Here is a 21,007-nt window from a genome sequence, read left to right on the forward strand (position 1 = left end):
ATGTACGCCTGGCTCCAGGCCACCCTCATCCTCGCGGTCGTCGTCGCACTGCACGTACCGCTCGGCGACTACATGGCGAAAGCCCTCGACGGCGGCCCGCACAGGCGGGCCGAGCGCGTCCTGTACAAGGTGTGCGGGGTCGACCCGGACCGTGAACAGGACTGGCGGCACTACCTGTTCGCCCTGCTCGCCTTCAGCCTGATGAGCATCGCGGCGCTCTTCGCCCTGTTCACGCTTCAGGGCAGGCTGCCCTGGTCCACCGGACACGAGGGGATGCCCTGGCGGCTCGCCCTGCACACCGCGGTCAGCTTCACCACCAACACCAGCTGGCAGAACTACGCGGGCGAGTCCACCACCGGTCACCTCGCGGTGATGGCCGGCCTCGGCGTCCAGGCCTTCGCCTCGGCGGCCGTCGGCATCTGCGCCGCGCTCGCCCTCATCCGGGGCCTCGTGCGCCGGGACACCGCCCAACTGGGCAACTTCTGGGTCGACCTGAACCGTACGATCTTCCGGGTCATCGTGCCCCTGTCGATCGTCTCCGGGATCATCCTGATCGCCCTGGGCGTCCCCCAGAACCTGGGCGGCGCGCACACCGTCACCACGGTCGCGGGCGGACAGCAGACCCTGCTCGGCGGTCCGGTCGGCTCCTGGGAGCCGCTGAAACTGATGTCCGGCGACGGCGGCGGTGTCTTCAACGCCAGCAGCGCGCACCCCTTCGAGAACCCGTCGGCGTACACCAACGCCATCGAGATCGTGCTGATGCTGCTGATCCCGACCGCCTTCATCCGCACCTACGGCCGGATGATCGGTTCGCTGCGGCAGAGCTGGACGCTGCTCGCGGTCGTCGGCATCCTCTTCGGACTGCTGCTCGCGGCCGGCAGCCTCGCGCAGAACGCCCACTCCGGCACCGTGACGGCGGCGGTCGGCGGGCAGTACGAGGGGACCGAGACCCGTGTCGGCATTCCCGGCTCCACGCTCTTCGGCGTGGCGGCCACCGGTTCGGCGGACGGCGCGGCCAACTCCGCCTACGACAGCTTCTCCAGCTTCGGCGGAGGGGTGCTGCTGTCGGCGATGATGCTCGGCGAGATCGCCCCTGGCGGCACCGGCAGCGGACTGTACGGTCTGGTCATCGCGGTGATGATCGCCGTGTTCATCGGCGGCCTGATGGTCGGCCGGACGCCCGAGTACTTGCGCAAGCGGATCGGGTTCCCGGAGATGCGTTACGTCGTCCTGTACGCGCTGGTCGCGCCGACGGCCATCCTGGGCTGCTCGGCCCTCGCCGTCGCGCTGGGGCAGGGCCAGTCGTCCATGGGCAACCCGGGACCGCACGGCCTGACCGAGCTGGTGTACGCCTACACCTCCAACGTCAACAGCAACGGAAGTGCCATGGCGGGCTTCAACGGTGCCACCGACTTCCACAACCTGCTGATGAGCGCGGCCATGCTGATCGGGCGCTATGTGCCGATGGTGTTCCTGCTCGCCCTCGCCGGGCGGCTGGCCCGTCAGCAGCCCGGCGTGGTCACCGTCGGCACCCTCCAGGCCCGTGGCGTCAACTTCATCGCTCTGGCCACCGGTGCCGCCCTCATCCTGGCGCTGCTCAACTTCCTGCCGGCCCTCTCGCTCGGGCCGCTGGCGGAGGGGCTCCTCTGATTTCCATGAACCCCGGGCGGGCCAGTGCTCCTCACCACTGGCCCGCCCGGCCGTATCCCCCGGGACGCGCCCCAGGACACCGCAGAGGAGACTGTGGGGGACCGTCCGACCGGCCGTGGTGAGGTCCCGATGGCGTATGGCCTGGCACGTCGTGAGCTGAGACCGAAAGTCCCGCTGCGTCCGGGCGAGGGCGAGAAGCATCATCTGACAAGCCTGGAGGGCCTGGCCGCGCTCTCCCTGGACGCGCTCAGCTCGGTGGCCTACGGACCCGAGGCGATCGTGCTGGCTCTGGTCGTGGCCGGGACCGGGGCGTTGACCGCCACCCTGCCCATCACCCTCGCGATCACCTTCCTGCTCGCGGCACTCGTGGTGTCCTACGGCCAGGTCATCGCGGTACACCCGGATGGCGGAGGGGCCTACGCCGTCGCCAAGAAGGACCTCGGACGGACCACCAGCCTGCTCGCGGCGGCGAGTCTGGTCGTCGACTACGTGCTCACCGTCGCCGTCAGCCTCGCGGCGGGGGCCGACGCCTTCGCGTCCGCGTTCCCGGCGCTCGCCGACGACAAGCTCGTCATCTGCCTCATCGGACTCGCAGTTCTCACCGCGGTGAATCTGCGCGGAGTCACCGACAGCGCCCGCGTTCTCATGCTGCCCACCGTGCTGTTCGTCGTGGCCATCCTGGGCATCGTCGTCCTCGGTCTGATCCGCTCCCATCCGGTGGCCGTCGTCGGCACCCAGCAGTCCTTCCCGGCCCACGAGTCGCTGGGGCTGCTGCTCGTCCTGAAGGCCTTCTCGTCCGGTTGCTCCGCCCTGACGGGTGTGGAGGCCATCGCCAACGCCGTACCGACCTTCCGCACCCCGCGCGTCAAGCGGGCCCAGCGCACCGAACTCATGCTGGGCGCGCTGCTCGGGATCATGCTCATCGGTCTCGCCCTGCTCATCCGCCGCGACCATGTCGCCCCGCGTGGAAACGTGACCGTGCTCGCCCAGCTCGCGGCAGGCGCCTACGGCACCGGCTGGGCTTATTACGCCACCAATCTGATCGTCACTCTGGTTCTGCTTCTCGCGGCGAACACCAGTTTCGGCGGACTGCCCGTGCTGATGAGCCTGCTCGCCCGCGACCACCGCCTGCCCCATCTGTTCGGGCTCCGTGCCGAACGGCCGGTCTACCGCTACGGCGTGCTGGCCCTGGCCCTGCTGGCCGCCGTGCTGCTCATCGCCGTCGATGCCGACACGCACCGGCTGATCCCGCTCTTCGCGATCGGTGTCTTCATCGGCTTCACGCTCAGCCAGATCGGTCTCGTGCGGCACTGGACGACCCAGCGCCCCGCCCGGTGGCTGCACCGGGCCCTGATCAACGGCACCGGCGCCGTGCTGACCACGCTGGCCGGAGTGATCCTCCTCGGCACGAAGTTCCTGGAGGGCGCCTGGGTGGTCGTCATCGCGGTCCCGCTGATGATGCTGCTGTTCGCCCGTGTGGAGCGTTACTACACGGAAGTGGGGGAGGAACTGGGACTCGGCCGCATCCCGGATCCCCCGGACAGGTGGACCGGAAGTCTGGTGATCGTTCCGCTCGGCGAGGTCAGCAAGCTCGCCCGGCACGCCGTCAGCGCCGCCCTCGCCCTCGGCGACGAGGTGGTCGCGGTGGCCGTCCATGCGGACCCGGAGAAGACCCGCGCCCTTCAGGAGGCTTGGGACCGCTGGAATCCGGGCGTGCGGCTGGATGTGATCGACAGCCCGCACCGCTCACTGGTGATGCCGATCGTCGAGTACGTGCAGCGCATGTCCGGCGACGGACGGCAGATCGCCGTGCTGATCCCCGAGGTGGAACCCCGTCACCGCCGCTACGAGATCCTCCAGAATCAGCGCGGCCTGCTGCTCGCCACCGTGCTGCGGGCCCGCACCGACGTCGTGGTCTGCATGCTGCCGTACCGGTTGACCTTGTGAGCCCGGCTGTTGCGACCCCCGCGCCGCCGACCGGGTGACCCGTCCGGTCGACTCCGTCAACCTCACGTCCCGGTTACAGAACCCTCAACCTCTGGTGTCGAGGCAGTAAGGGGACGACGATGGGGGCATGACTCCGGCCCAGCGTGCCCTCCACAGACTCGACGCCTGGCCCGACCTGTCCACAGGTCCGGCGAGTTGCGGCGTCGGGCGGGCGCTCCGCTCGCCGCACAGCGAGATCGTCCACTTCCACAGCGACCACGAGGCGGACCTCCATCTCACCACCAGGGCCATCCAGCGCATCTCCGGCGACCTCGCCGGATCGACCGCCATCCGCATGATGCCCGGATCGCGCTGGGTGACCGTGCACCTCGACTGCAACGCCGACGTGGACCTGCTGTTGAGCCTGGTCAGCGTGGCGCTCCAGGCGCACCAGACGCGTCCGCCGTCCGGTGGCGCGCCCGAGGCGTGCAACTTCCGTCGTGTGACCGTGCTTCCGCGCGACCGCCAGGGCGCCTGCCGCTGAGGGGCGATGGGGCCTTCGCCCCGCCGTCATGGGTGTCCGGTTCCGCCGCCGCCGAGCCGCCGTGTCCGCGGGACCGATACGCCGTTCTGTGATCAGCCCTGCCCGGTGTCGGTCCGGTCCGCGGGCCCCGACACCGCGATCGTGCCCTGGGCGACCGCGCACAGCGTCTCCACGCCCGCTTCGTCCACGGCGAACAGATCGCACCGGCACACGACACGCGTGCGGCCGGCCCGGACCACCTGTGCGCGGGCGCGCAGGATCACACCCGTGACCGGACGCAGATAGTCGATGGTGAAGCCCGACGTGATCACCCCGCCGCCGGCCGCACTCCCCGCAGCGAAGGTCAGCGCGTTGTCGGCCGCGTAGCCGAGGACCCCGCCGTGGACGAAGCCGTACTGCTGGCGCAGTTCCTCGCGGATGTCCAGCTCGAGCGTCGCCTCGCCACCGCCGAAGGCCACCAGCCGGGCGCCGACCAACACACTGAAGGGCTGCGCCTGAAGCACCTTCCGGGCCAGCTCCAAGTTCAGGACGTCGGTCACCTGCACCTCACTTCGCCAGTGAAGTGAGAATGGCGCCCGTCGCGAGCGTCTGTCAACATCGGGCCATGGCCGAGCCGGACGACCGTCTGTTCTTCCTCCTGCAGCGCGCGGCGCACCAGCTGCGCACCACCGCGGACCGGCGGCTGCTGACCGCCGCCGGGATCACGACCGCGCAGCTCGGCGCCCTGTTCGCCGTCCGCGACCAGCCGGGCCTCACCCAGCAGGAGCTCGCCCGGGTCCTCGGGTTGCGCGAGTCGGCGGTCACCGGGCTCGTCGGACGGCTCACCGCGGCGGGACTCGTCTCCAGGGGAGCGCATCCGCGTGAACACCGCGCGGTGGTCCTGGAGTTGACCGAGGCGGGGAGCGGAGCGCTGCGGGCGGCCCGGCCGGAGATCGACCGTTTCAACGCGGAACTGCGCACCGTGCTCGGCGCCGAAGGGTTCACCAGGACCGCGGCGGCGCTGCACGATCTGGCCCACTGGCGGCCATGAGCCCGTCCGGGCGTCCGCAGGTGCCGTAGGCGCGGGGCCCGAGCCCTCCCGTCGCCCACTGCTCCGGGTGCCCGCTCCCGGCAGTGGGTGAGACGGTGTAGAGAGGTCGATACCGGGTACCCGCCAGCGCCTGGCAGGACAGAGCGCCTGGCAGGACGGACACCGGACGGGAGCGGACACGGCGCCGACGTCATCGACCCGGGAGGAGGGCCGGCAGTGCCGCGGATGGCAGAGGACGAGGCACGGCGGCGGTTCGCCGGGTCCCCGGTCGCACGGCTGGCCACCGTCGATCCGCAGGGGCACCCCCATCTCGTACCCGTCGTGTTCGCCGTCCACGGCGACGCCGTCGTGACAGCCGTGGACCGGAAGCCGAAGAGCTCCCCGCGGCTGCAACGGCTGCACAACATCGCCGCCCGTCCGGCCGTGTGCCTGCTGGTGGACGTCTACGACGAGGACTGGGGCCGGCTGTGGTGGGTACGGGCCGACGGCGACGCCCACACCGTGCTGCCCGACGCCCCCGGGGAGCGGGACCGAGACGAGTACCGCAGTGCGCTCGCGCTGTTGACGCGCAAGTACCCCCAGTACCGGGACTGGCCGCCGGACGGACCGGTGATCGTGGTCGCCGTCCACCGCTGGAGCGGCTGGGAAGCGGCGTCCGGCCGCCGGGCGCAGGGGTGACGGGGCCGGACGACAGCCTGACAGGACGATTCCGGGAGGATCCCATGAGCAGGATGGTTCGTGATGTGATGTCCCTCGACGCGATCGCCGTCGAGCCGATGACCTCCGTGGCGAGGGCGGCCCACTTGATGCGCGACCAGGACGTCGGCGGTGTGCTGGTGAGCTACGACCGCGATCTGTTCGGGATGCTCACCGACCGGGACATCGTGATCCGCACCGTCGCCGAGGACCGCGATCCGCACACCACACGCGTGGGTTCGGTGTGCACCCGTCCTCCCGTGGTGACCCTGGCGCCCGAGGACACCACCGACCACGCGGCCGAGCTGATGCGCCGCTACGCCGTGCGCAGGCTTCCCGTCGTCGAGGGGGACGGCAGCCCGGTCGGCATCGTCAGTCTGAGCGATCTGGCCGCCGCGGAGGAGCCCGATTCGCCTCTCGCCGACATCGGCAGGGCTTCCCCGGACCGCTGAGCCGGGTCACCTCCCCCGGCGTCCGCGTGTGTGTGTCGCCTAGCTCTCCGACCGGTTCTGCCGAAGTCGCGGACGCCGTGATCAACAGACGGCACAATGGCGGCGAACGGGCACTGCGACGGTCCGGACACCGGGGGCGGCTGCCCCGGCGCACGAAGAAGGGGAGAGCGACGTGAGCGAGCACCAGCGTCCGTCGGGGGCGGCGCCCCGGCTGAACACCGGGGTGGCGCACAACGCGCGGGTGTGGAACTACTGGATCGGCGGTCGGGACAACTACGAGGTCGACCAGCAGGTCGGCGACCAGGTCGCGGGGATGTTCCCGGTGATCCGGGACGTGGCCCGCGCGGACCGTGAGTTCCTCGGGCGAGCCGTGCGGTTCCTGGTCGCCGATTGCGGCGTGCGGCAGTTCCTGGACGTGGGCACCGGGCTGCCGACGTTCGACAACACCCATGAGATAGCGCAGCGCATCGCGCCCGACTCCCGGATCGTGTACGTCGACAACGACCCCATCGTGCTCGCCCACGCCCGCTCGCTGCTGACCAGTGCGCCCGAGGGGGCGACCGACTACATCGACGCCGATGTCCACGACCCGGAGACCGTCGTGCGCGGCGCGGCGGACACCCTGGACCTGAAGCAGCCGGTCGCGGTGATGATGCTCGGCATCCTCAACTTCGTCCTCGACATGGACCGGGCCCAGGAGATCGCTCGTACCCTCATGTCGACGGTGCCCTCCGGCAGTTACCTCGTGCTCACCCACCCCACCACCGATGCCGACCTCGGCGGCCAGGGCAACGTCGAGGCCATGCGGTTCTGGAACGACAACGCGACACCGCCGATCACCGCCCGCACCCGCGAGGAGATCTCGACCTTCCTCGACGGCCTGGAGATCCTGCCCCCCGGCCTTGTCTCATGTGCGCAGTGGCGGCCCGACTCCGACTCCGCGGTCACGGTTCCGCAGTTCGGTGTGGTCGCCGTGAAGCCCTGAGGGACGTCCCTGGCCGGCCGCGCGCTCACAACGGCGTGCGGCTGGCCGTCAGCAGATAGGACCCGTAGGCCAGCGAGAGCACGGCAAGGACGGTACCGATCAGCAACACGTGTTTCGGGCGCACCCGCCAGCTGCGTGCGAAGGCGAGCGCGATCGGGAACAGCAGGGGAAAAGCGGGCACCAGGAAGCGCGGTTTCGACGCGTACGGTCCCGAGCCGCCGACCGTGATCAGTACGAGCATCCCGGCGTAGACGATGAGCGCCAGTGGGGCGCGGTCGAAGCACAGCAGGCAGAACAGCACGACGGCCGCCACGACGAGCACCAGTGCCAGCGGATAGACGACACGGCCCCCGTACAGCAGCAGTGCCTTGAGGAAGCGCACCGACCCGGCGCCGAAGTCGAAGCGGGAGTCCCAGGCGTGCTGCACCTTGAAGTAGCCGTCCAGCAGATCGCCCGTGCGGTGGCCGACCCACAGCACGAAGCCCGCCCAGCCCAGCGGGGCGATCGCGGTGCCGATCCACAGCGCCGGTGGAACGCGTCCGCGCCGGACGACGATCTCCCGCACCGCCACGGCGGCCACCGCCGCGGCCACGGCGAACCCGGTGGGCCTGGCCAGACCCGCGAGGGCCGCCAGCACCCCCGCCCACATCCACCGGCCGGTCATCACGGCGTACAGGGACCAGGCGGCGAGGGCGGTGAGCAGCGACTCCGTGTAGGCGATGTCGAGGACCACGGCATGCGGCAGGGCGGCCCACACACCTACGAGCGCGGTCGCGACGGCCCGTCCGTACACATGGTGGCCGATGGCGTAGATGCCGTACGCGGCCACGACGGCGGCGCTCCAGGCGACCAGCAGGGCGACGACGTTCCAGGAGACGGGCAGCACCGTGTGGACGGCGCGGATCAGCCCCGGGTAGAGCGGGAAGAAGGCCCAGTCCCGTTGGACGGCACCGGTGGTGGCCAGCACATGCACGCGGGTGCCGTAGCCGTGCTCGGCGATGTGCAGATACCAGCGGGAGTCCCACGAGGTTGCCAGGCCCTTGAGCAGCGCGTGGCGGTCGAGGTGGTTCGCCAGGGCGATCGCGCCGATGCCGGCGAGGCGGATGGACAGGAACAGGGCGAGCGCGGGCGCGGCGCCGGGCAGAAGCCGTCTGCCGAAGGGGAGGCGGACGCGACGGGCGGCGCCCCCGGCGCGTTCGGGGACGGCTGTGGGCGTGGACGTGCCCACACCGTGCCCCTGCGGCACCGAAGCACGTTCCGCAACGTGAAGTTTGGCCATGATTGGGTCATATACCACCGCTGTACGAGAATCTTCCGTGAGTCGGTGCCGAACTCGGTGAATCGCGCCCGCCGCACGGGCGAGAACGGGCGCGGGGTGGGTGAACAGCGCGTAGAACACCGCCACTCCAAGGGGCTCGCTCAGGAGGCGGAACAGGTTGACACTTCGCCGGGAGCATCGATGGGACCGCCGTCCGCGGCGCCGTCCCTAGAGTGGGCGGGTGACGAACAGCAGCCGGCCGCTCGCCGTATTCGATCTGGACAACACCCTTGCCGACACCGCGCACCGGCAGCACTTCCTGGAGGCCCGATCGCGTGACTGGGGCGCCTTCTTCGCGGCCGCGCCGCAGGATCCGCCGCTGGCGGAGGGGGTCGCGCTCGCACTGAAGAGCGCCGAGGAATGCGAGGTCGTCTATCTCACCGGGCGGCCCGCACGCTGCCGCCGGGACACCGTCGACTGGCTCGCCGCCCATGGGCTGCCCCAGGGGCGTGTGTACATGCGCGCGAGCGGGGACTACAGGCCGGCCCGTTCCACCAAGCTGGAGATCCTGCGCGAGCTGGCCCGCGGCAGGCAGATCCGCATGCTCGTCGACGACGACGAACTGGTCTGCCAGGACGCCCGACGGGCGGGGTTCCGGGTCGTGCACGCCGATTGGGCGACGCCCTCGGCCGCACTGAAGGACGCGCAGGAGCGGGAGGGTCGGACCTGAGAGGATCCGGCCACCCCACTAGTCCAGCCGGAAGCCCACCTTCAGGCCGACCTGGTAGTGCTCGATCTGCCCGTTCTCGATGTGACCCCTGACCTGTGTGACCTCGAACCAGTCCAGATTGTGCAGGGTCTGCGAGGCGCGGTCGATGCCATTGCGGATCGCCTGGTCGATGCCCTCGGTCGAGCTGCCGACGATCTCGGTGACCCGGTAGGTGTGGTCGGTCATGCGGGTGCTCCTCTCCGCGTGGCGGCTGTGTCGCACGTCACTCCACGGTGCCGTATCGTGCGCCGGACCGCGAGACGTGGAATCACCCCCTTGACCCGAGCATTGGTCCATACCAAAATCCCGGAACACCCGTACGAGCCTCACGCTCGCCCCCCACGTCGGGCCCCGTCCCCTGTCCGCAAGACAGAACAGGAGCCACCGTGAGACGCCGTCTGCTCGCCCTCGGCTGTGTATGTGCCTGCCTTCTGACCGCGTGCGGAGTGCTGCCCGGTGGAGGCGGAACCGAGCGGCGGACCGTGACCGTGTGGCTGATGAAGGACAGCGCCTCTCCCGCGTTCCTCGAGCGCTTCACCCGGGCGTTCGAACAGACCCACGACGACCTGCGGCTCGACATCCGCATCCAGCAGTGGACCGGGATCGGCACGAAGGTGCAGTCGGCGCTCGGGCGGACCGACGGCGGCGGCCCGGACGTCATCGAGGTGGGCAACACCCAGGTCGCCCAGTACGTCGACGGCGGTGGGCTGCTCGATCTGACGCTGGAGTCGATGCGTGACTGGGGCATGGACCACTGGCTGCCCGGCCTCGCCCAGCCGGGCAGGTTCGGTGGACACCAGTACGGCATCCCGTGGTACGCGGCCAACCGCGTGGTGATCTACCGCAAGGACCTCTTCGCCAGGGCCGGCATCACCGAACCGCCGAAGACCCGTGAACAGTGGCTCGCCGGCACCGCCGAACTCGACTCCCGAGGCACCCAGGGCATCTACCTGCCAGGTCAGGACTGGTACACGCTCTCCGGATTCATCTGGGACGAGGGCGGCGACCTCGCCGAACAGGCGTCGGCGGGCAGGTGGGAGGGCACACTGCAGACGCCCGCGGCGCTGCGCGGCATGGCGTTCTACCGGCGGCTCCAGGCCCTCGGTTCCGGGCCCGTCGACGCCGACGAGGAACACCCCCCGCAGGCCGGGGTCTTCACCGAGGGGCAGGTCGCACAGATCGTGGCCGTACCGGGGCTCGCGCAGGCCGTCACGGAGAAGAACCCCGAGCTGGAGGGGAAGTTGGGGTACTTCCCCGTACCGGGCAGGACGGCGGCCCACCCCGGGGCGGTCTTCACCGGCGGCTCCGACCTGGTCGTCCCCAAGAACACCGACGACCGCCCCGGTGCGACCGCGGTCGTCGCCGCACTCGCGGGCACCACCTGGCAGACCGATCTGGCCCGCACCATGAACTACGTGCCCAACAAGACCACCCTCGCCCGGGCGGTGGCCGACGAGGAGGGCGCCGCGGCGATGGCGGCGGGCGCCGCACGGGGCCGGGCGACGCCCGCCGCTCCGGCCTGGGCGGCGGTCGAGGCGGACAACCCCATCAAGACCTATATGACCAAGGTGCTGGAGGGCGCGGACCCGGCCACCGAGGCGGCCCGTGCCTCACGCAGCATCACCCGGGCACTGGCCGACGGCTGACAGCGGGCCCCACCAGGGTGCCCGCTGCCGGCCCGGCCTCACCGGGGTGCCGTCACCGCGCCATGCTCAGGGACAGCGCGAACCTCGCCTCCTCGTCCGTCCACCAGTGCGCCAAGGCCATACCGGCCGCGGCCAGTTCACGCCGTACACCGTCCTCGCGGAACTTCGCCGACACCTCCGTGCGCAGTTCCTCGCCCTCCGCGAAGTGGACCGCCAGATCGAGCGCGGGAATCTTCACGGTCTGCTCTCTGCGCGCCCGCAGCCGCATCTCGATCCACTCGTTCTCGGCGTCCCACAGGGCCACATGAGTGAACGCGTCCGGGTCGAAGTCGGCGCCCAGTTCGCGATTGACGACCGTGAGCACGTTCTTGTCGAACTCGGCCGTCACACCGGCCTTGTCGTCGTACGCCGCCACGAGCACCGACTCGTCCTTCACCAGGTCGGTGCCGAGCAGCAGCGCGTCGCCCGGTGCCAGCAGGGAACGCACGGACGCGAGGAACTCCGCACGCTCGGCGGGCAGCAGATTGCCGATCGTGCCGCCGAGGAACGCCACGAGCCGCGGCCCCGGCGTGTCCGGCAGGGTGAGACCGGCGGTGAAGTCCGCGACGAGCGCGTGGACGTCGAGCCCCGGCCGCTCGGCGATCAGCGCCTGTCCCGCCTGGGTGAGCGCGCTCTCGCTCACATCGACCGGTACGTAGGTGCGCAGGCCGGTCAGCGCGTCCAGCAGGTACCGGGTCTTCTCGGACGATCCGGAGCCCAGCTCGATCAGGGTGCGGGCGCCGGTCGCCGCCGCGATCTCCCCTGAGCGCGCGATCAGGATCTCCCGTTCGGCGCGCGTCGGGTAGTACTCGGGCAGCTCGGTGATCTTCTCGAACAGGTCGCTGCCGTGGGCGTCGTAGAACCACTTGGGCGGCAGCGTCTTGAGTGCCGGGGTGCCCTCCGCCCGGGAGGCGTCGGGACCTTGGGACAGGCCGAGGCCGCGCAGCACATCGGCGCGCAGCGCCGCGTCCGCGGCGTCCTCGGCAAGGGTGCGGGTCAGATGGAACGGGCTCACGTGCTGGGCTCCTCGTGGGGTGCGGATGCCAGGTCGTCGTGAAGGTCCTTGAGCGGGGTCAGCAGGACGTCGGTGGGCGTGGCCGCGAGCAGCGTGCGGTCCGGTACCTCCTGCCACTGCGGGTCGTCGTCGTACGGCTCGGAGGCCACGACGGTGTACCGGCCGGGCTGGGAGAGATACCAGAGCGTGTCGCCCCATGCCGTCGCGGTGATCGTCCTGCCGTCGGTGAGCAGCAGGTTGAGCCGCGAGTCGGGGGCCGCCGCGGCGACCTCCAGCACGGTGTCGGCCAGCGCCTGGGCCCCTTCGTCACCGGCCCGCAGCCGGTTGAGTACCAGTGCCCAGACGATCGCCGAGTCGGTGCGCGCCTCCAGCGACAGCAGTTCGGCGGGCGGCAGGGCACGGGCGAGCTCGGCGACCGAGCGGGGCCACCCCGCCACGGCGCCGTTGTGGCTGAACAGCCACCGGCCCGCCGCGAACGGCGCCGCGGACGCCTCGCCGGCGGCACATCCCTCGGTCGCGTCGCGCACGGCGGCCAGAAGCGCGCCCGAGCGCACGACCCGCGCCAGATCGGCGAAGGACGGGTCGGCCCAGATGGGGCCCATCCGGCGGTACCGCGCCGGCACCGGATCCGCCTCCGCGTACCAACCGACCCCGAAGCCGTCGGCGTTGACCGTGCCGTACCGCTGTCTGCGGGGTGCCCACGACTGCCGGTACAGACTGTGGCCGGGCTCCAGGAGGAGCCGGCCGAGCGGCTCCTCGGGGCCCAGATAGGCCAGGTGGCGGCACATCAGGCGTCCCTCGCGGTGCGGAAGCCGGAGAAGATCTGGCGCCGGATCGGATAGTCCCAGTTGCGGAACGTGCCCCGGCAGGCCACCGGGTCCACGGCGAACGAACCGCCGCGCAGGACCTTGTGCTCCGACCCGAAGAACACCTCCGAGTACTCCTTGTACGGGAAGGCCGTGAAACCCGGATACGGCAGGAAGTCGCTGGCCGTCCACTCCCACACGTCACCGATCAACTGCCGTACCCCGAGCGGCGAGGCGCCCGCCGGGTAGCTACCGGCCGGTGCGGGCCGCAGATGCCGCTGGCCCAGGTTGGCGTGCTCGGGCCCCGGGTCGGCGTCACCCCAGGGGTAGCGCCGGGAGCGGCCGGTCTCCGGGTCGTGGCGCGCCGCCTTCTCCCACTCGGTCTCGGTGGGCAGCCGGCGCCCCGCCCAGCGGGCGTACGCGTCAGCCTCGTACCAGCACACGTGCAGGACGGGCTCGTCGGGCGGTACGACCTCGGTGACACCGAAGCGCCGCCGCAGCCACTGCCCGCCGTCCCGGTGCCAGTACAGCGGGGCCTCGAGACCGTGGGTGCGGATGTGCTCCCAGCCCCCGGGGGTCCACCAGCGCTCGTCGCCGTAGCCGCCGTCCTCGATGAAGGCCTGATAGGCGGCGTTAGTCACCGGAACGGCGTCGATGCGGAACGCGGGCACCAGACGCTCGTGCGCGGGCCGTTCGTTGTCCAGCGCCCACGGCTCGGTCGAGGTGCCCATGGTGAACGGACCGCCGGGGACCAGGATCTCGGACGGCCCCGCGTACGGCGGCACGGGCTCCGGATCGGGGGCGGTGAGCGCCTGCGGCCCCCTGCGGAGCTGGTGAGTGATCAGCATCGTCTCGTCGTGCTGCTGTTCGTGCTGGGCGATCATGCCGAAGGCGAAGCCCGCCTGCGTCAGCCGCCGGCCCTCGAACCGCGTGTTCTCCAGCACGTCCAGGGCCCGGCCGCGCACCTCGGCGGCGTAGCGGCGCGCCTCCTCCGGCGCCAGCAGCGGCAGTGTGGGTCGCTCGGAGCGGGGGTGCTCGAAGGCGTCGTAAATGCCGTCGATCTCGGGCCGCATCGCGTCGCGGCCCGCGACCGTGCGCAGCAGCCACAGTTCTTCCTGATTGCCGATGTGCGCGAGGTCCCACACCAGCGGCGACATCAGCGGGGAGTGCTGCGCCATGAGGTCGGGCTCTTCGACACACGTGGTCAGCAGCGCGGTGCGGTCGCGGGCCGTGGTCAGAGCGTCCAGCGCGCGCTCCTTGAGCCGGTCGGGGTCTATCGGTGACCGCTCGTCGGTCATGTGTGGATGTCCTTCCCGTGGAACCGGGTGTCCTGCCCGCCGGAACGGGTGTCCTTCCCGTGGAACTGGAGCAGCAGATCGTCGGCGGGGCAGCGGCCCCGGGCCACGTAACGTTCGGTGAACCGGGCGACGGCACTTCGGACTTCGTCCGTGGCGCCGAGCCGGGGCAGTGCCTCGGCCGCGGCCGCGAAACAGGCGGTGGCGGCCTCGCGCAGTTCGGGGTCGGTGAGACCGTCGCGAGTGGCGGCGATCCACAGCTCATTGCACGGAGCCGGCTGCGAACCCGCCCGCTCGGCGAGGGGTTTCACCGTCCGGTAGGCGGTCTCGGCGGCCTGGGGGTCGTCGAAGAGCGCGGTCGTCACGGCGAGCGGCACGATCCACCCGTCGTCGCCCGGCTGGGCGTCGATCATGCGGAGTTCGAGATGGCCGCGTGGCCGTATCGGCGGGAACAGAGTGGTGAGGTGGTAGTCGAGATCACCGCGGTCCGGCGGATCGGCGGATCTGGCCCAGTCCCGGAAGGTCATGCCGGTCGGCACGCGCCAGGGACCCTTCTCGGCCCGGATGCACATCACGGGCGCGTCCATCACATGCCGGGCCCATGCGACGCGCGGGTCGCCGTCGAGCGGCGGAGCGCTGCTGCGTCCCGGCTCCATGGCGGCCCAGAAGGACTGCCGCGTCGAGCGCCAGCCGGTGGGCCGGCCCCGGGACAAGGGCGAGTTGGCGAACGCGGCCAGCAGTACCGCGCCGAGGTGATGTGCCAGCCACCAGCGCCGGCCGTGCCCCAGCGGGCCCGGCTCCTCGTATCCGGCGTCCAGGCACACCTGGACCGACGCGGACGAGCACATCATGGAACGGCCCTCGGGGCCGGTGCGGTCGAGATAGCTCTCCATCGCGTCGTAACGCGGTTCATGGAGGTAACGACGCGGAGGGTTCCAGGGATCGTGGCCGATGCCGCTGATGCCGATGTCCATCTCGCGCAGAACTGCGCGGACCGCGTCGAGGTCGGCCGAGACGGCCCCTATGCACTCCATCAGGGAGGCGGCCGGAGCGGAGCTGAGCTCCAGCTGGCCACCTGGTTCGACCGTGAGGGCCGATCCCAGGGGCAGGGACCGCAGTGCTGCGTAGGCCTTTCGGAGACGTTCGGGTGGTACCGGGAGCCACGGTTCGCGCAGCTCGTGGACGAGCCATTCCACCTCGACACCGAGTGTGCGGGGCGGTCCGGTCTTGAAGCAGATGCCGCGGACCAGTGCCTCCACCTCGGCGTCGGTGACGGCGGAGCGCTGCTCCGGACAGTCACTCACCGAATCTGACATGTCGGGATCCTCCTGAGATTCCACCATGCCGCCGACCGGGCCCCGGTTGGGTCAGGTCGGCACACACTCGTCCCACCCAAGACCCTCGCGCCGATTCGCACAAGAGTGCACTGTGGTGCTTTTACGGCTTCTTGCTCGCCGTTCCTCGGTGGGAAATCAGTTGTTCTCGGGGCCGGGAAACTCTGTTGCGGCTCACGACCAGCATCGCTCAGGATGCGTCCATGAGCACGACGGGGGAATCCGGCGCCACGCCGGGGGAGGCCGTGCGCCGCGCGCTCACGGCGCCCACGGGGGTGGCGCCGTGAGCGCGCGTCTGCGCCGCATCGCGCAGCAGACGGAGTCGATCGTCGCCGCGGGGGGCTATGACACTTCCAGCGGGCGTACGGCGTCCATCGCCGCGGCCGTCGACGCCGCGCGCATGGGAACCCGGATGTTCGGACCGGACCCGGTGCGGACGCCGCAGGTCGCCGCGGTCAGCACGCGGTTCGAGGTCACCGGGGAGAGCAGTCTGGAGGCAGCCCGGCGACTGGTGGGCCGATCGGGTGATCCGGTGGCCGTGCTGAACTTCGCCTCCGCGCGCAACCCGGGAGGCGGCTTCCTGAACGGCGCCCAGGCCCAGGAGGAGGCCCTGTGCCGGTCCTCGGCGTTGTACGCCTGCCTCCGTGAGGTGAAGGAGTTCTACGATCACCACCGGGCGCACCGCGATCCGTTCTACTCGGACCGTGTGATCCACTCACCCGGCGTGCCGGTGTTCCGCGACGACCGCGGCCGCCTGCTCGACGAGCCGTACACGGTCGGCTTCCTGACCTCCCCGGCACCGAACGCCGGCGTCGTGCTGCGCAGGACACCGGAGCGCGCGGGCGAGCTGCCGGGCGCCTTGGTGGCCCGGGCCGAACGGGTCCTCGAGACGGCGGTCGCCAGTGGCTACCGGCGCCTGGTCCTGGGCGCCTGGGGCTGCGGTGTGTTCCGCAACGACCCGGCGCAGGTGGCCGGCGCCTTCCGCGCACTGCTGGTCGGGGGGCGCTTCGAGGGACACTTCGGCGACATCGTGTTCGCCGTGCTGGACCGCACTCCGGAGGCGACGACGCGAGCGGCGTTCACCGAGGCTTTTGCGGACGTGTGCGCTGCGTGATTTCGTCGGCGGTTTTTGGCCTGGCGCCCGGGCGGTCGGGGTTGCTTGATCATGCCTGGACGGCTGCGGCCCCGGGCGAGCTGCCCCTCTGTTCGGCGGGTACGCGTCGTCGGCGGTGTGGTCACACGTACGCCCCGGCCCCGTACGACGAGGCCGTACGGGGCCGGGGCGGCGGTCGGTCCGGTCAGCCGGTCACCGGCTCGGCGGCCGTGGCGACGGGCGCCTTGTCCGCGTCCGTGCCCGAGCCGCCGGTGAAGCCGCGCAGCGGCACGTGGCGGATGAACAGGGCGATCACGATGCCGAGGACGGCCGCGGAGGCGCCCCAGGTGAAGGCGGTGTCGATGCCGTCGCTGACGGCCTTCGCGAAGGCGTGCCGGACGGTCTCGGGCAGGGCGCGCAGGGCCTCGGGCGTCATCTGCGCCACCGTGCCACCGGTCTTCCCGGCGTCGGTGGCGGGGCCGGCCGCCGAGGTGAAGGAGTCGGCGAGGGTGTGGGTGTAGAGGGCGCCCAGCACCGAGACACCGAGGGAACCGCCCATGTTCCGCAGGAAGGTGGCCGCACCGGTGGCGGCGCCCATGTCCCGCAGCGGCGCGCTGTTCTGGGCGATGAGCATGGTGGTCTGCATCAGGCAGCCCATACCCGCACCGAGTACGACCATGTAGAGCGCGGTGATGGTGCGGGAGGTGTCCGGGCCCATGGTGGCGAAGAGGGCGAGCCCGACCGCCATCAGGAGGCTGCCCGCGATCGGCAGGGCACGGTAGCGGCCCGTCCGGCTGATCACGGCACCGCCCGCGAGGGAGAGCGCCATCGCGGCGATCATCATGGGCATGAGCAGCAGTCCGCTGTTGGTGGCGGAGGAGCCCTGGACGTACTGCTGGAACTGGGGGAGCAGCGTCACTCCGCCGAACATGGCGAAGCCGACGACGAGGCTGAGGGCGCCCGCGAGGGTGAAGTTGCGGTTGGCGAAGACCGACAGCGGCATGATCGGCTCCGCGGCGCGGCGCTCCACCATGACGAAGGCGGCGAAGGCGACGACGGTGATCACGGCCAGACCGATGATCATGGCCGACCCCCAGTCGTACTCGGTGCCGCCCCAGCTGGTGATCAGGACCAGCGTGGTGATCCAGACGGTCAGCAGCGCGGCACCGGTCCAGTCGATGCGCACCTGACCGGAGCTGCGCGGCAGCTTCGCGAGGACGAACCAGCAGACCGTCAGGGCCACGACGCCCAGCGGGAGGTTGACGTAGAAGGCCCAGCGCCAGGAGAGGTGATCGGTGATGAAGCCGCCGGCCAGCGGACCGCCGATCATGGCGACGGGCATGACCGCCATCATCACGCCCTGGTACTTGCCACGGTCGCGGGGCGGGACGATCTCGGCCAGTACCGACATGACACCCACCATCAGGCCGCCCGCGCCCAGGCCCTGCATCGCGCGGAACCCGATCAGCTCGCCCATGTTCTGCGACATACCGCACAGCGCGGAGCCGATCAGGAAGATCGCGATGGAGGACAGGAAGGTGATCCGGCGGCCGATGAGGTCGCCGAGCTTGCCCCAGATCGGAGTGGCGGCGGTCGAGGCCAGGATGTAACCGGTGGTGACCCACGCCAGGTGGTTCAGGCCGCCGAGATCGCCCACGATCGTGGGCAGCGCGGGCGCCACGATCATGTTGTCCAGCATGGCGAGCAGCATGGCGATGACCAGGCCGCTCATCGTCACCATGATCTCGCGGTGGGTGAAGCGAGCCGGCGGGGCCGTCTCGGCGCCGGCCGAGGCCGGTGCTGTCTGCGTCACGGGCGGATGCCTTTCAGCGGAGTAGGCGGAACGTTCGGATGCGCGAAAGACCGAGGAGTGAAGGAGGCGGGACGGTTGCGGTGAGAGCCGCGTCCCCGCGATGCCTCATCCAGGGGAGAGGCGAATCACTTACCGGCCGGTTAGTAGATTACTTGCCGACCGGTAAGTTGGCAAGGGAGGGCCACCATGGCCACGATCGAGCCAGGCACTCGAGTGCGGGAGCGCCGCATGCGAAGGGAAGACATGGCGATGGCAGGGGCAGGGCACCGGCGGGGCAGCGACACAAAGGCCCAGATCCGCAAGGTGGCCATCGAGCTGTTCACCGAGCAGGGCTACGAGGCGACCTCGCTACGGGAGATCGCCGAACGCCTCGGCATCACCAAGGCCGCCCTCTACTACCACTTCAGCAGCAAGGAGGACATCGTCCGCTCGCTCTTCACCGAGCATCTGGACGCCCTGGACGCCCTGGTCGCCTGGGCCCGGGAGCAGCCTCCCGGGCCGGACCTGCGCACCCGCGCCGTGGACCGCATGGTCGACATGGTCACCGGCAGCGGTATGTCGGTGATGCGGTTCGCCCTGGCCAACCAGCGTGTCGTGCGCGACCTCCACCCCGGCCGGGAGAACGCCTTCGAGCGACTCACCGAACTCTTCGAGATCGTCGCCGGACCCGACGCCTCGGTGGAGGAGCAACTGCGGCTGCGGGCCGCACTGCTCAGCGTCAACACCGTGCTGCTGGCCGCACAGGGACTGAAGGTCTCCGACCAGCGTGTCGCCGCGGTGGCCCGCGACATCGCACACCAACTCGTACCGCCGGTCACCGATGACGCTTCGGCCGAATCAGGACCCTGACGTGACGTCGGACCTCTTGTTCGCGTTCTCGCGCACGGGTGCGGCTTCCGGGACGCGGGAATGGGCCGCCGCGATGCCGGTCGGCGGGGTGTGATGGGTCGGGCGGGTGTGATGTGGCGGGCGTGTTCGGTCAGGTGCGGGGGTGATGACGTGTCCGGGACTGATCCGCCGGGCTTCGTCTCCGGTCCGGCCCGCTGCGGGCGTCGTCGGTGACGGGGGCGATGAGCGACAAATGGACCGGCAAGAGGACGGAGAAGGGACGATGATCCAGCGGGACCCCATGTCGGCCCGCCGACTCCGCCGGCTTTCGGGCCAGCTCACCCGGCACTGGGAGCACCAGCTGCGTCCCCGGCTGTCCGGGCTCGAGGACGCCGAGTACCTCTGGGAGCCGACCGACAACTGCTGGTCCCTCCGCGCCCGGCGTGACGGCAGGATCGCGCCGGACTGGGCGTTTCCTGCGCCGGAACCGCCGCCGTTCACCACCATCGCCTGGCGCATGGCACACATCGGCCAGACCCTCGCCCAGCGCGCCGACTTCCACTTCGGCGACCGGACGTTGACCCTCGATCGAGTCCCATGGCCCGGGTTGACCGCGGCCGAGGGCCTGGCCTGGATCGACAGGGGATATGCGGACTGGTGCGCCGGTCTGGACTCCGCCGACGACACCCTGCTGAGCAGATACAGCGAGGGCCCGCCGGGCACGCTCGACGGCAGCTACCCGTTCGCCGACGTGATCCTGCACATCAACCGTGAGGTCATCCATCACGGGGCCGAGGTGGCCCTGCTCCGCGACCTCTACCGGAGCCACAGACAGTGACAAAGCGTCATGCGGAAGGAACCGGAACACGCTGCCTCCGCCCGCTGACGGATGTTCGGAACTCGTCACTGGGCCTGCGACGGCATACGCGGTCCGCTTGCTCCATAGGGCCGACGCCGCGGCGGTGACCGTCCACTCGGACGGGGCAAAATGTTGGCCGGAAGGCCCGCCCCTGCTGCACACTGGCCGCCATGTCGGCCCGCTGGGTAGGAACCGCGCATGCCTGAAGACCTGACCGTCGAACACGAACGCGCCTACAAGGGGCTCGAGGCCCTCGCGCGCCTGGTCGAGGACTCCAGCGGAGCACTGCAGCCCGCGGGTGAGGACGTGCGCCCGTTCTTTGTGGCATGGGGCATGCTGGCCAACGTCCACCGTCAGGCGGCGGCTGTTGTCCTCCTCCATCGCCAGGGCTTCGGCCATGAGACCGCCCCCAACCGGCGCAGCATGCTCGAACACGCGGCTCAGGTCTGGTGGCTGGCCGAGGACGGGCCGGACGCGGTGGACAGCATGAACCACGCGCTCCAGTACAAGCAGAGGAAGCTGCGGGAGGCGACCGACAGCGCGGGCATCACCTACGACACGACCATCGCCGACGCGGCCGTGGTCCTGCCTCGGAGCCGGGCGCAGACGTACAACAACATGGGGCACCTGCTGCAACGCATCGGAGCACCCCTTCACGCCATCTACGCTGGGGAGAGCCTGCTCTCCCACGCCACGCTCACGTCCGCGGAGCGCTTCTACGCGGGCGTCGACGCCGAGACCGTACATCTGCTGAGCGAACCTCAGTACCCACAGCACGCCCCGAGCCCGGACGGCCGGGCGCCGTACATCGCCCTCGTGCTCACCTGGTTTGCGATGTCCTGCTTCAACCAGCTGCTGGCCGGCCAGCCATGGAGCGCCGAGCTGCAACTCGTCGCCCGGGAGACCGGCATCGAGGACATCGCGGCGCACACGAACGGCGCCCACTGACCGGGTACGACGGGGACCGTG

21 protein-coding genes are annotated in these 21,007 nt (G+C 70.7%); 13 read left to right on the plus strand and 8 right to left on the minus strand.

From position 1 onward, the window contains the following. The 3 genes from kdpA (at position 1) to RCR19_RS32740 (ending at position 4,120) form a co-directional block, all read left to right on the plus strand. Positions 1-1,650, plus strand: coding sequence for a potassium-transporting ATPase subunit KdpA (gene kdpA, locus RCR19_RS32730; protein ID WP_331268381.1), 1,650 nt, complete (start codon positions 1-3; stop codon positions 1,648-1,650). Positions 1,651-1,779: 129 nt separating this feature from the next. Beyond that, entirely contained in the window at positions 1,780-3,597 is a 1,818-nt protein-coding gene (locus RCR19_RS32735) for an APC family permease (RefSeq protein ID WP_331268382.1), read from the plus strand. A 127-nt stretch (positions 3,598-3,724) separates the two neighbouring features. Continuing rightward, positions 3,725-4,120: a luciferase family protein gene (locus RCR19_RS32740; RefSeq protein WP_331268383.1), complete on the plus strand. Its 396-nt coding sequence runs from the start codon at positions 3,725-3,727 to the stop codon at positions 4,118-4,120. Positions 4,121-4,212: 92 nt separating this feature from the next. Here the strand turns inward: RCR19_RS32740 and RCR19_RS32745 are convergent, their stop codons facing one another. Further along, complete coding sequence (locus RCR19_RS32745) at positions 4,213-4,659, minus strand: PaaI family thioesterase (protein WP_331268384.1); 447 nt, start codon at positions 4,657-4,659, stop codon at positions 4,213-4,215. 65 nt (positions 4,660-4,724) lie between these two features. Here RCR19_RS32745 and RCR19_RS32750 point away from each other — a divergent pair, with 65 nt between their 5' ends. The 4 genes from RCR19_RS32750 (at position 4,725) to RCR19_RS32765 (ending at position 7,283) form a co-directional block, all read left to right on the plus strand. Beyond that, on the plus strand, positions 4,725-5,150 hold the full coding sequence (locus RCR19_RS32750; protein ID WP_331268385.1) for a MarR family transcriptional regulator: 426 nt from the start codon (positions 4,725-4,727) through the stop codon (positions 5,148-5,150). Between the two features lie 216 nt (positions 5,151-5,366). Further along, the gene (locus tag RCR19_RS32755; RefSeq protein WP_331268386.1) at positions 5,367-5,828 is read left to right on the plus strand and encodes a TIGR03668 family PPOX class F420-dependent oxidoreductase; all 462 of its coding nucleotides are present in this window, start codon (positions 5,367-5,369) and stop codon (positions 5,826-5,828) included. Between the two features lie 44 nt (positions 5,829-5,872). Next, positions 5,873-6,298 (plus strand): CBS domain-containing protein, encoded by a 426-nt coding sequence (locus RCR19_RS32760; RefSeq protein WP_331268387.1) that lies wholly within the window; start codon positions 5,873-5,875, stop codon positions 6,296-6,298. Between the two features lie 172 nt (positions 6,299-6,470). Then, the gene (locus tag RCR19_RS32765) at positions 6,471-7,283 is read left to right on the plus strand and encodes an SAM-dependent methyltransferase (protein WP_331268388.1); all 813 of its coding nucleotides are present in this window, start codon (positions 6,471-6,473) and stop codon (positions 7,281-7,283) included. A 25-nt stretch (positions 7,284-7,308) separates the two neighbouring features. On the opposite strand, the gene RCR19_RS32770 is transcribed toward RCR19_RS32765, so the two are convergent. Next, a complete protein-coding gene (locus RCR19_RS32770) occupies positions 7,309-8,562 on the minus strand; it encodes a hypothetical protein (RefSeq protein WP_331268389.1) in 1,254 nt (417 codons plus the stop codon). A gap of 220 nt (positions 8,563-8,782) precedes the next feature. Here RCR19_RS32770 and RCR19_RS32775 point away from each other — a divergent pair, with 220 nt between their 5' ends. Continuing rightward, positions 8,783-9,271: a hypothetical protein gene (locus RCR19_RS32775; RefSeq protein WP_331268390.1), complete on the plus strand. Its 489-nt coding sequence runs from the start codon at positions 8,783-8,785 to the stop codon at positions 9,269-9,271. Positions 9,272-9,289: 18 nt separating this feature from the next. Here the strand turns inward: RCR19_RS32775 and RCR19_RS32780 are convergent, their stop codons facing one another. Then, complete coding sequence (locus RCR19_RS32780) at positions 9,290-9,496, minus strand: dodecin (protein WP_059129244.1); 207 nt, start codon at positions 9,494-9,496, stop codon at positions 9,290-9,292. Positions 9,497-9,696: 200 nt separating this feature from the next. On the opposite strand from RCR19_RS32780, the gene RCR19_RS32785 reads away from it, so the two are divergent. Beyond that, a complete protein-coding gene (locus RCR19_RS32785) occupies positions 9,697-10,956 on the plus strand; it encodes an extracellular solute-binding protein (protein WP_331268391.1) in 1,260 nt (419 codons plus the stop codon). A 52-nt stretch (positions 10,957-11,008) separates the two neighbouring features. On the opposite strand, the gene egtD is transcribed toward RCR19_RS32785, so the two are convergent. From egtD to egtA, 4 genes are read right to left on the minus strand one after another with little or no spacing between them, the layout of a single operon-like run. After that, on the minus strand, positions 11,009-12,010 hold the full coding sequence (gene egtD, locus RCR19_RS32790) for an L-histidine N(alpha)-methyltransferase (RefSeq protein ID WP_331268392.1): 1,002 nt from the start codon (positions 12,008-12,010) through the stop codon (positions 11,009-11,011). After that, positions 12,007-12,798, minus strand: a complete 792-nt coding sequence (gene egtC, locus RCR19_RS32795) for an ergothioneine biosynthesis protein EgtC (RefSeq protein WP_331268393.1) — start codon at positions 12,796-12,798, stop codon at positions 12,007-12,009. The genes egtD and egtC overlap by 4 nt, the downstream gene beginning before the upstream one ends. Continuing rightward, positions 12,798-14,114, minus strand: a complete 1,317-nt coding sequence (gene egtB / locus RCR19_RS32800; RefSeq protein WP_331268394.1) for an ergothioneine biosynthesis protein EgtB — start codon at positions 14,112-14,114, stop codon at positions 12,798-12,800. Before egtB ends, egtC begins: the two co-directional genes overlap by 1 nt. Beyond that, the gene (gene egtA / locus RCR19_RS32805; RefSeq protein ID WP_331268395.1) at positions 14,111-15,427 is read right to left on the minus strand and encodes an ergothioneine biosynthesis glutamate--cysteine ligase EgtA; all 1,317 of its coding nucleotides are present in this window, start codon (positions 15,425-15,427) and stop codon (positions 14,111-14,113) included. The genes egtB and egtA overlap by 4 nt, the downstream gene beginning before the upstream one ends. Positions 15,428-15,728: 301 nt before the next feature. On the opposite strand from egtA, the gene RCR19_RS32810 reads away from it, so the two are divergent. After that, positions 15,729-16,559, plus strand: coding sequence for a TIGR02452 family protein (locus RCR19_RS32810; protein WP_331268396.1), 831 nt, complete (start codon positions 15,729-15,731; stop codon positions 16,557-16,559). Positions 16,560-16,743: 184 nt separating this feature from the next. On the opposite strand, the gene RCR19_RS32815 is transcribed toward RCR19_RS32810, so the two are convergent. After that, positions 16,744-18,351 (minus strand): MDR family MFS transporter, encoded by a 1,608-nt coding sequence (locus tag RCR19_RS32815; protein ID WP_331268397.1) that lies wholly within the window; start codon positions 18,349-18,351, stop codon positions 16,744-16,746. A gap of 228 nt (positions 18,352-18,579) precedes the next feature. Here RCR19_RS32815 and RCR19_RS32820 point away from each other — a divergent pair, with 228 nt between their 5' ends. The 3 genes from RCR19_RS32820 to RCR19_RS32830 all read left to right on the plus strand — a co-directional run bounded on the left by RCR19_RS32820 (position 18,580) and on the right by RCR19_RS32830 (position 20,986). Continuing rightward, positions 18,580-19,200 (plus strand): helix-turn-helix domain-containing protein, encoded by a 621-nt coding sequence (locus tag RCR19_RS32820; RefSeq protein ID WP_331268398.1) that lies wholly within the window; start codon positions 18,580-18,582, stop codon positions 19,198-19,200. Positions 19,201-19,432: 232 nt separating this feature from the next. After that, positions 19,433-20,017, plus strand: coding sequence for a DinB family protein (locus RCR19_RS32825; RefSeq protein WP_331268399.1), 585 nt, complete (start codon positions 19,433-19,435; stop codon positions 20,015-20,017). Positions 20,018-20,236: 219 nt separating this feature from the next. Beyond that, the gene (locus RCR19_RS32830) at positions 20,237-20,986 is read left to right on the plus strand and encodes a DUF5677 domain-containing protein (RefSeq protein ID WP_331268400.1); all 750 of its coding nucleotides are present in this window, start codon (positions 20,237-20,239) and stop codon (positions 20,984-20,986) included. The last annotated feature ends 21 nt before the right edge of the window (positions 20,987-21,007 follow it).

The sequence above is a fragment of the Streptomyces sp. WAC07094 genome (assembly GCF_036320405.1).
Classification (GTDB): Bacteria; Actinomycetota; Actinomycetes; order Streptomycetales; family Streptomycetaceae; genus Streptomyces; species Streptomyces lannensis.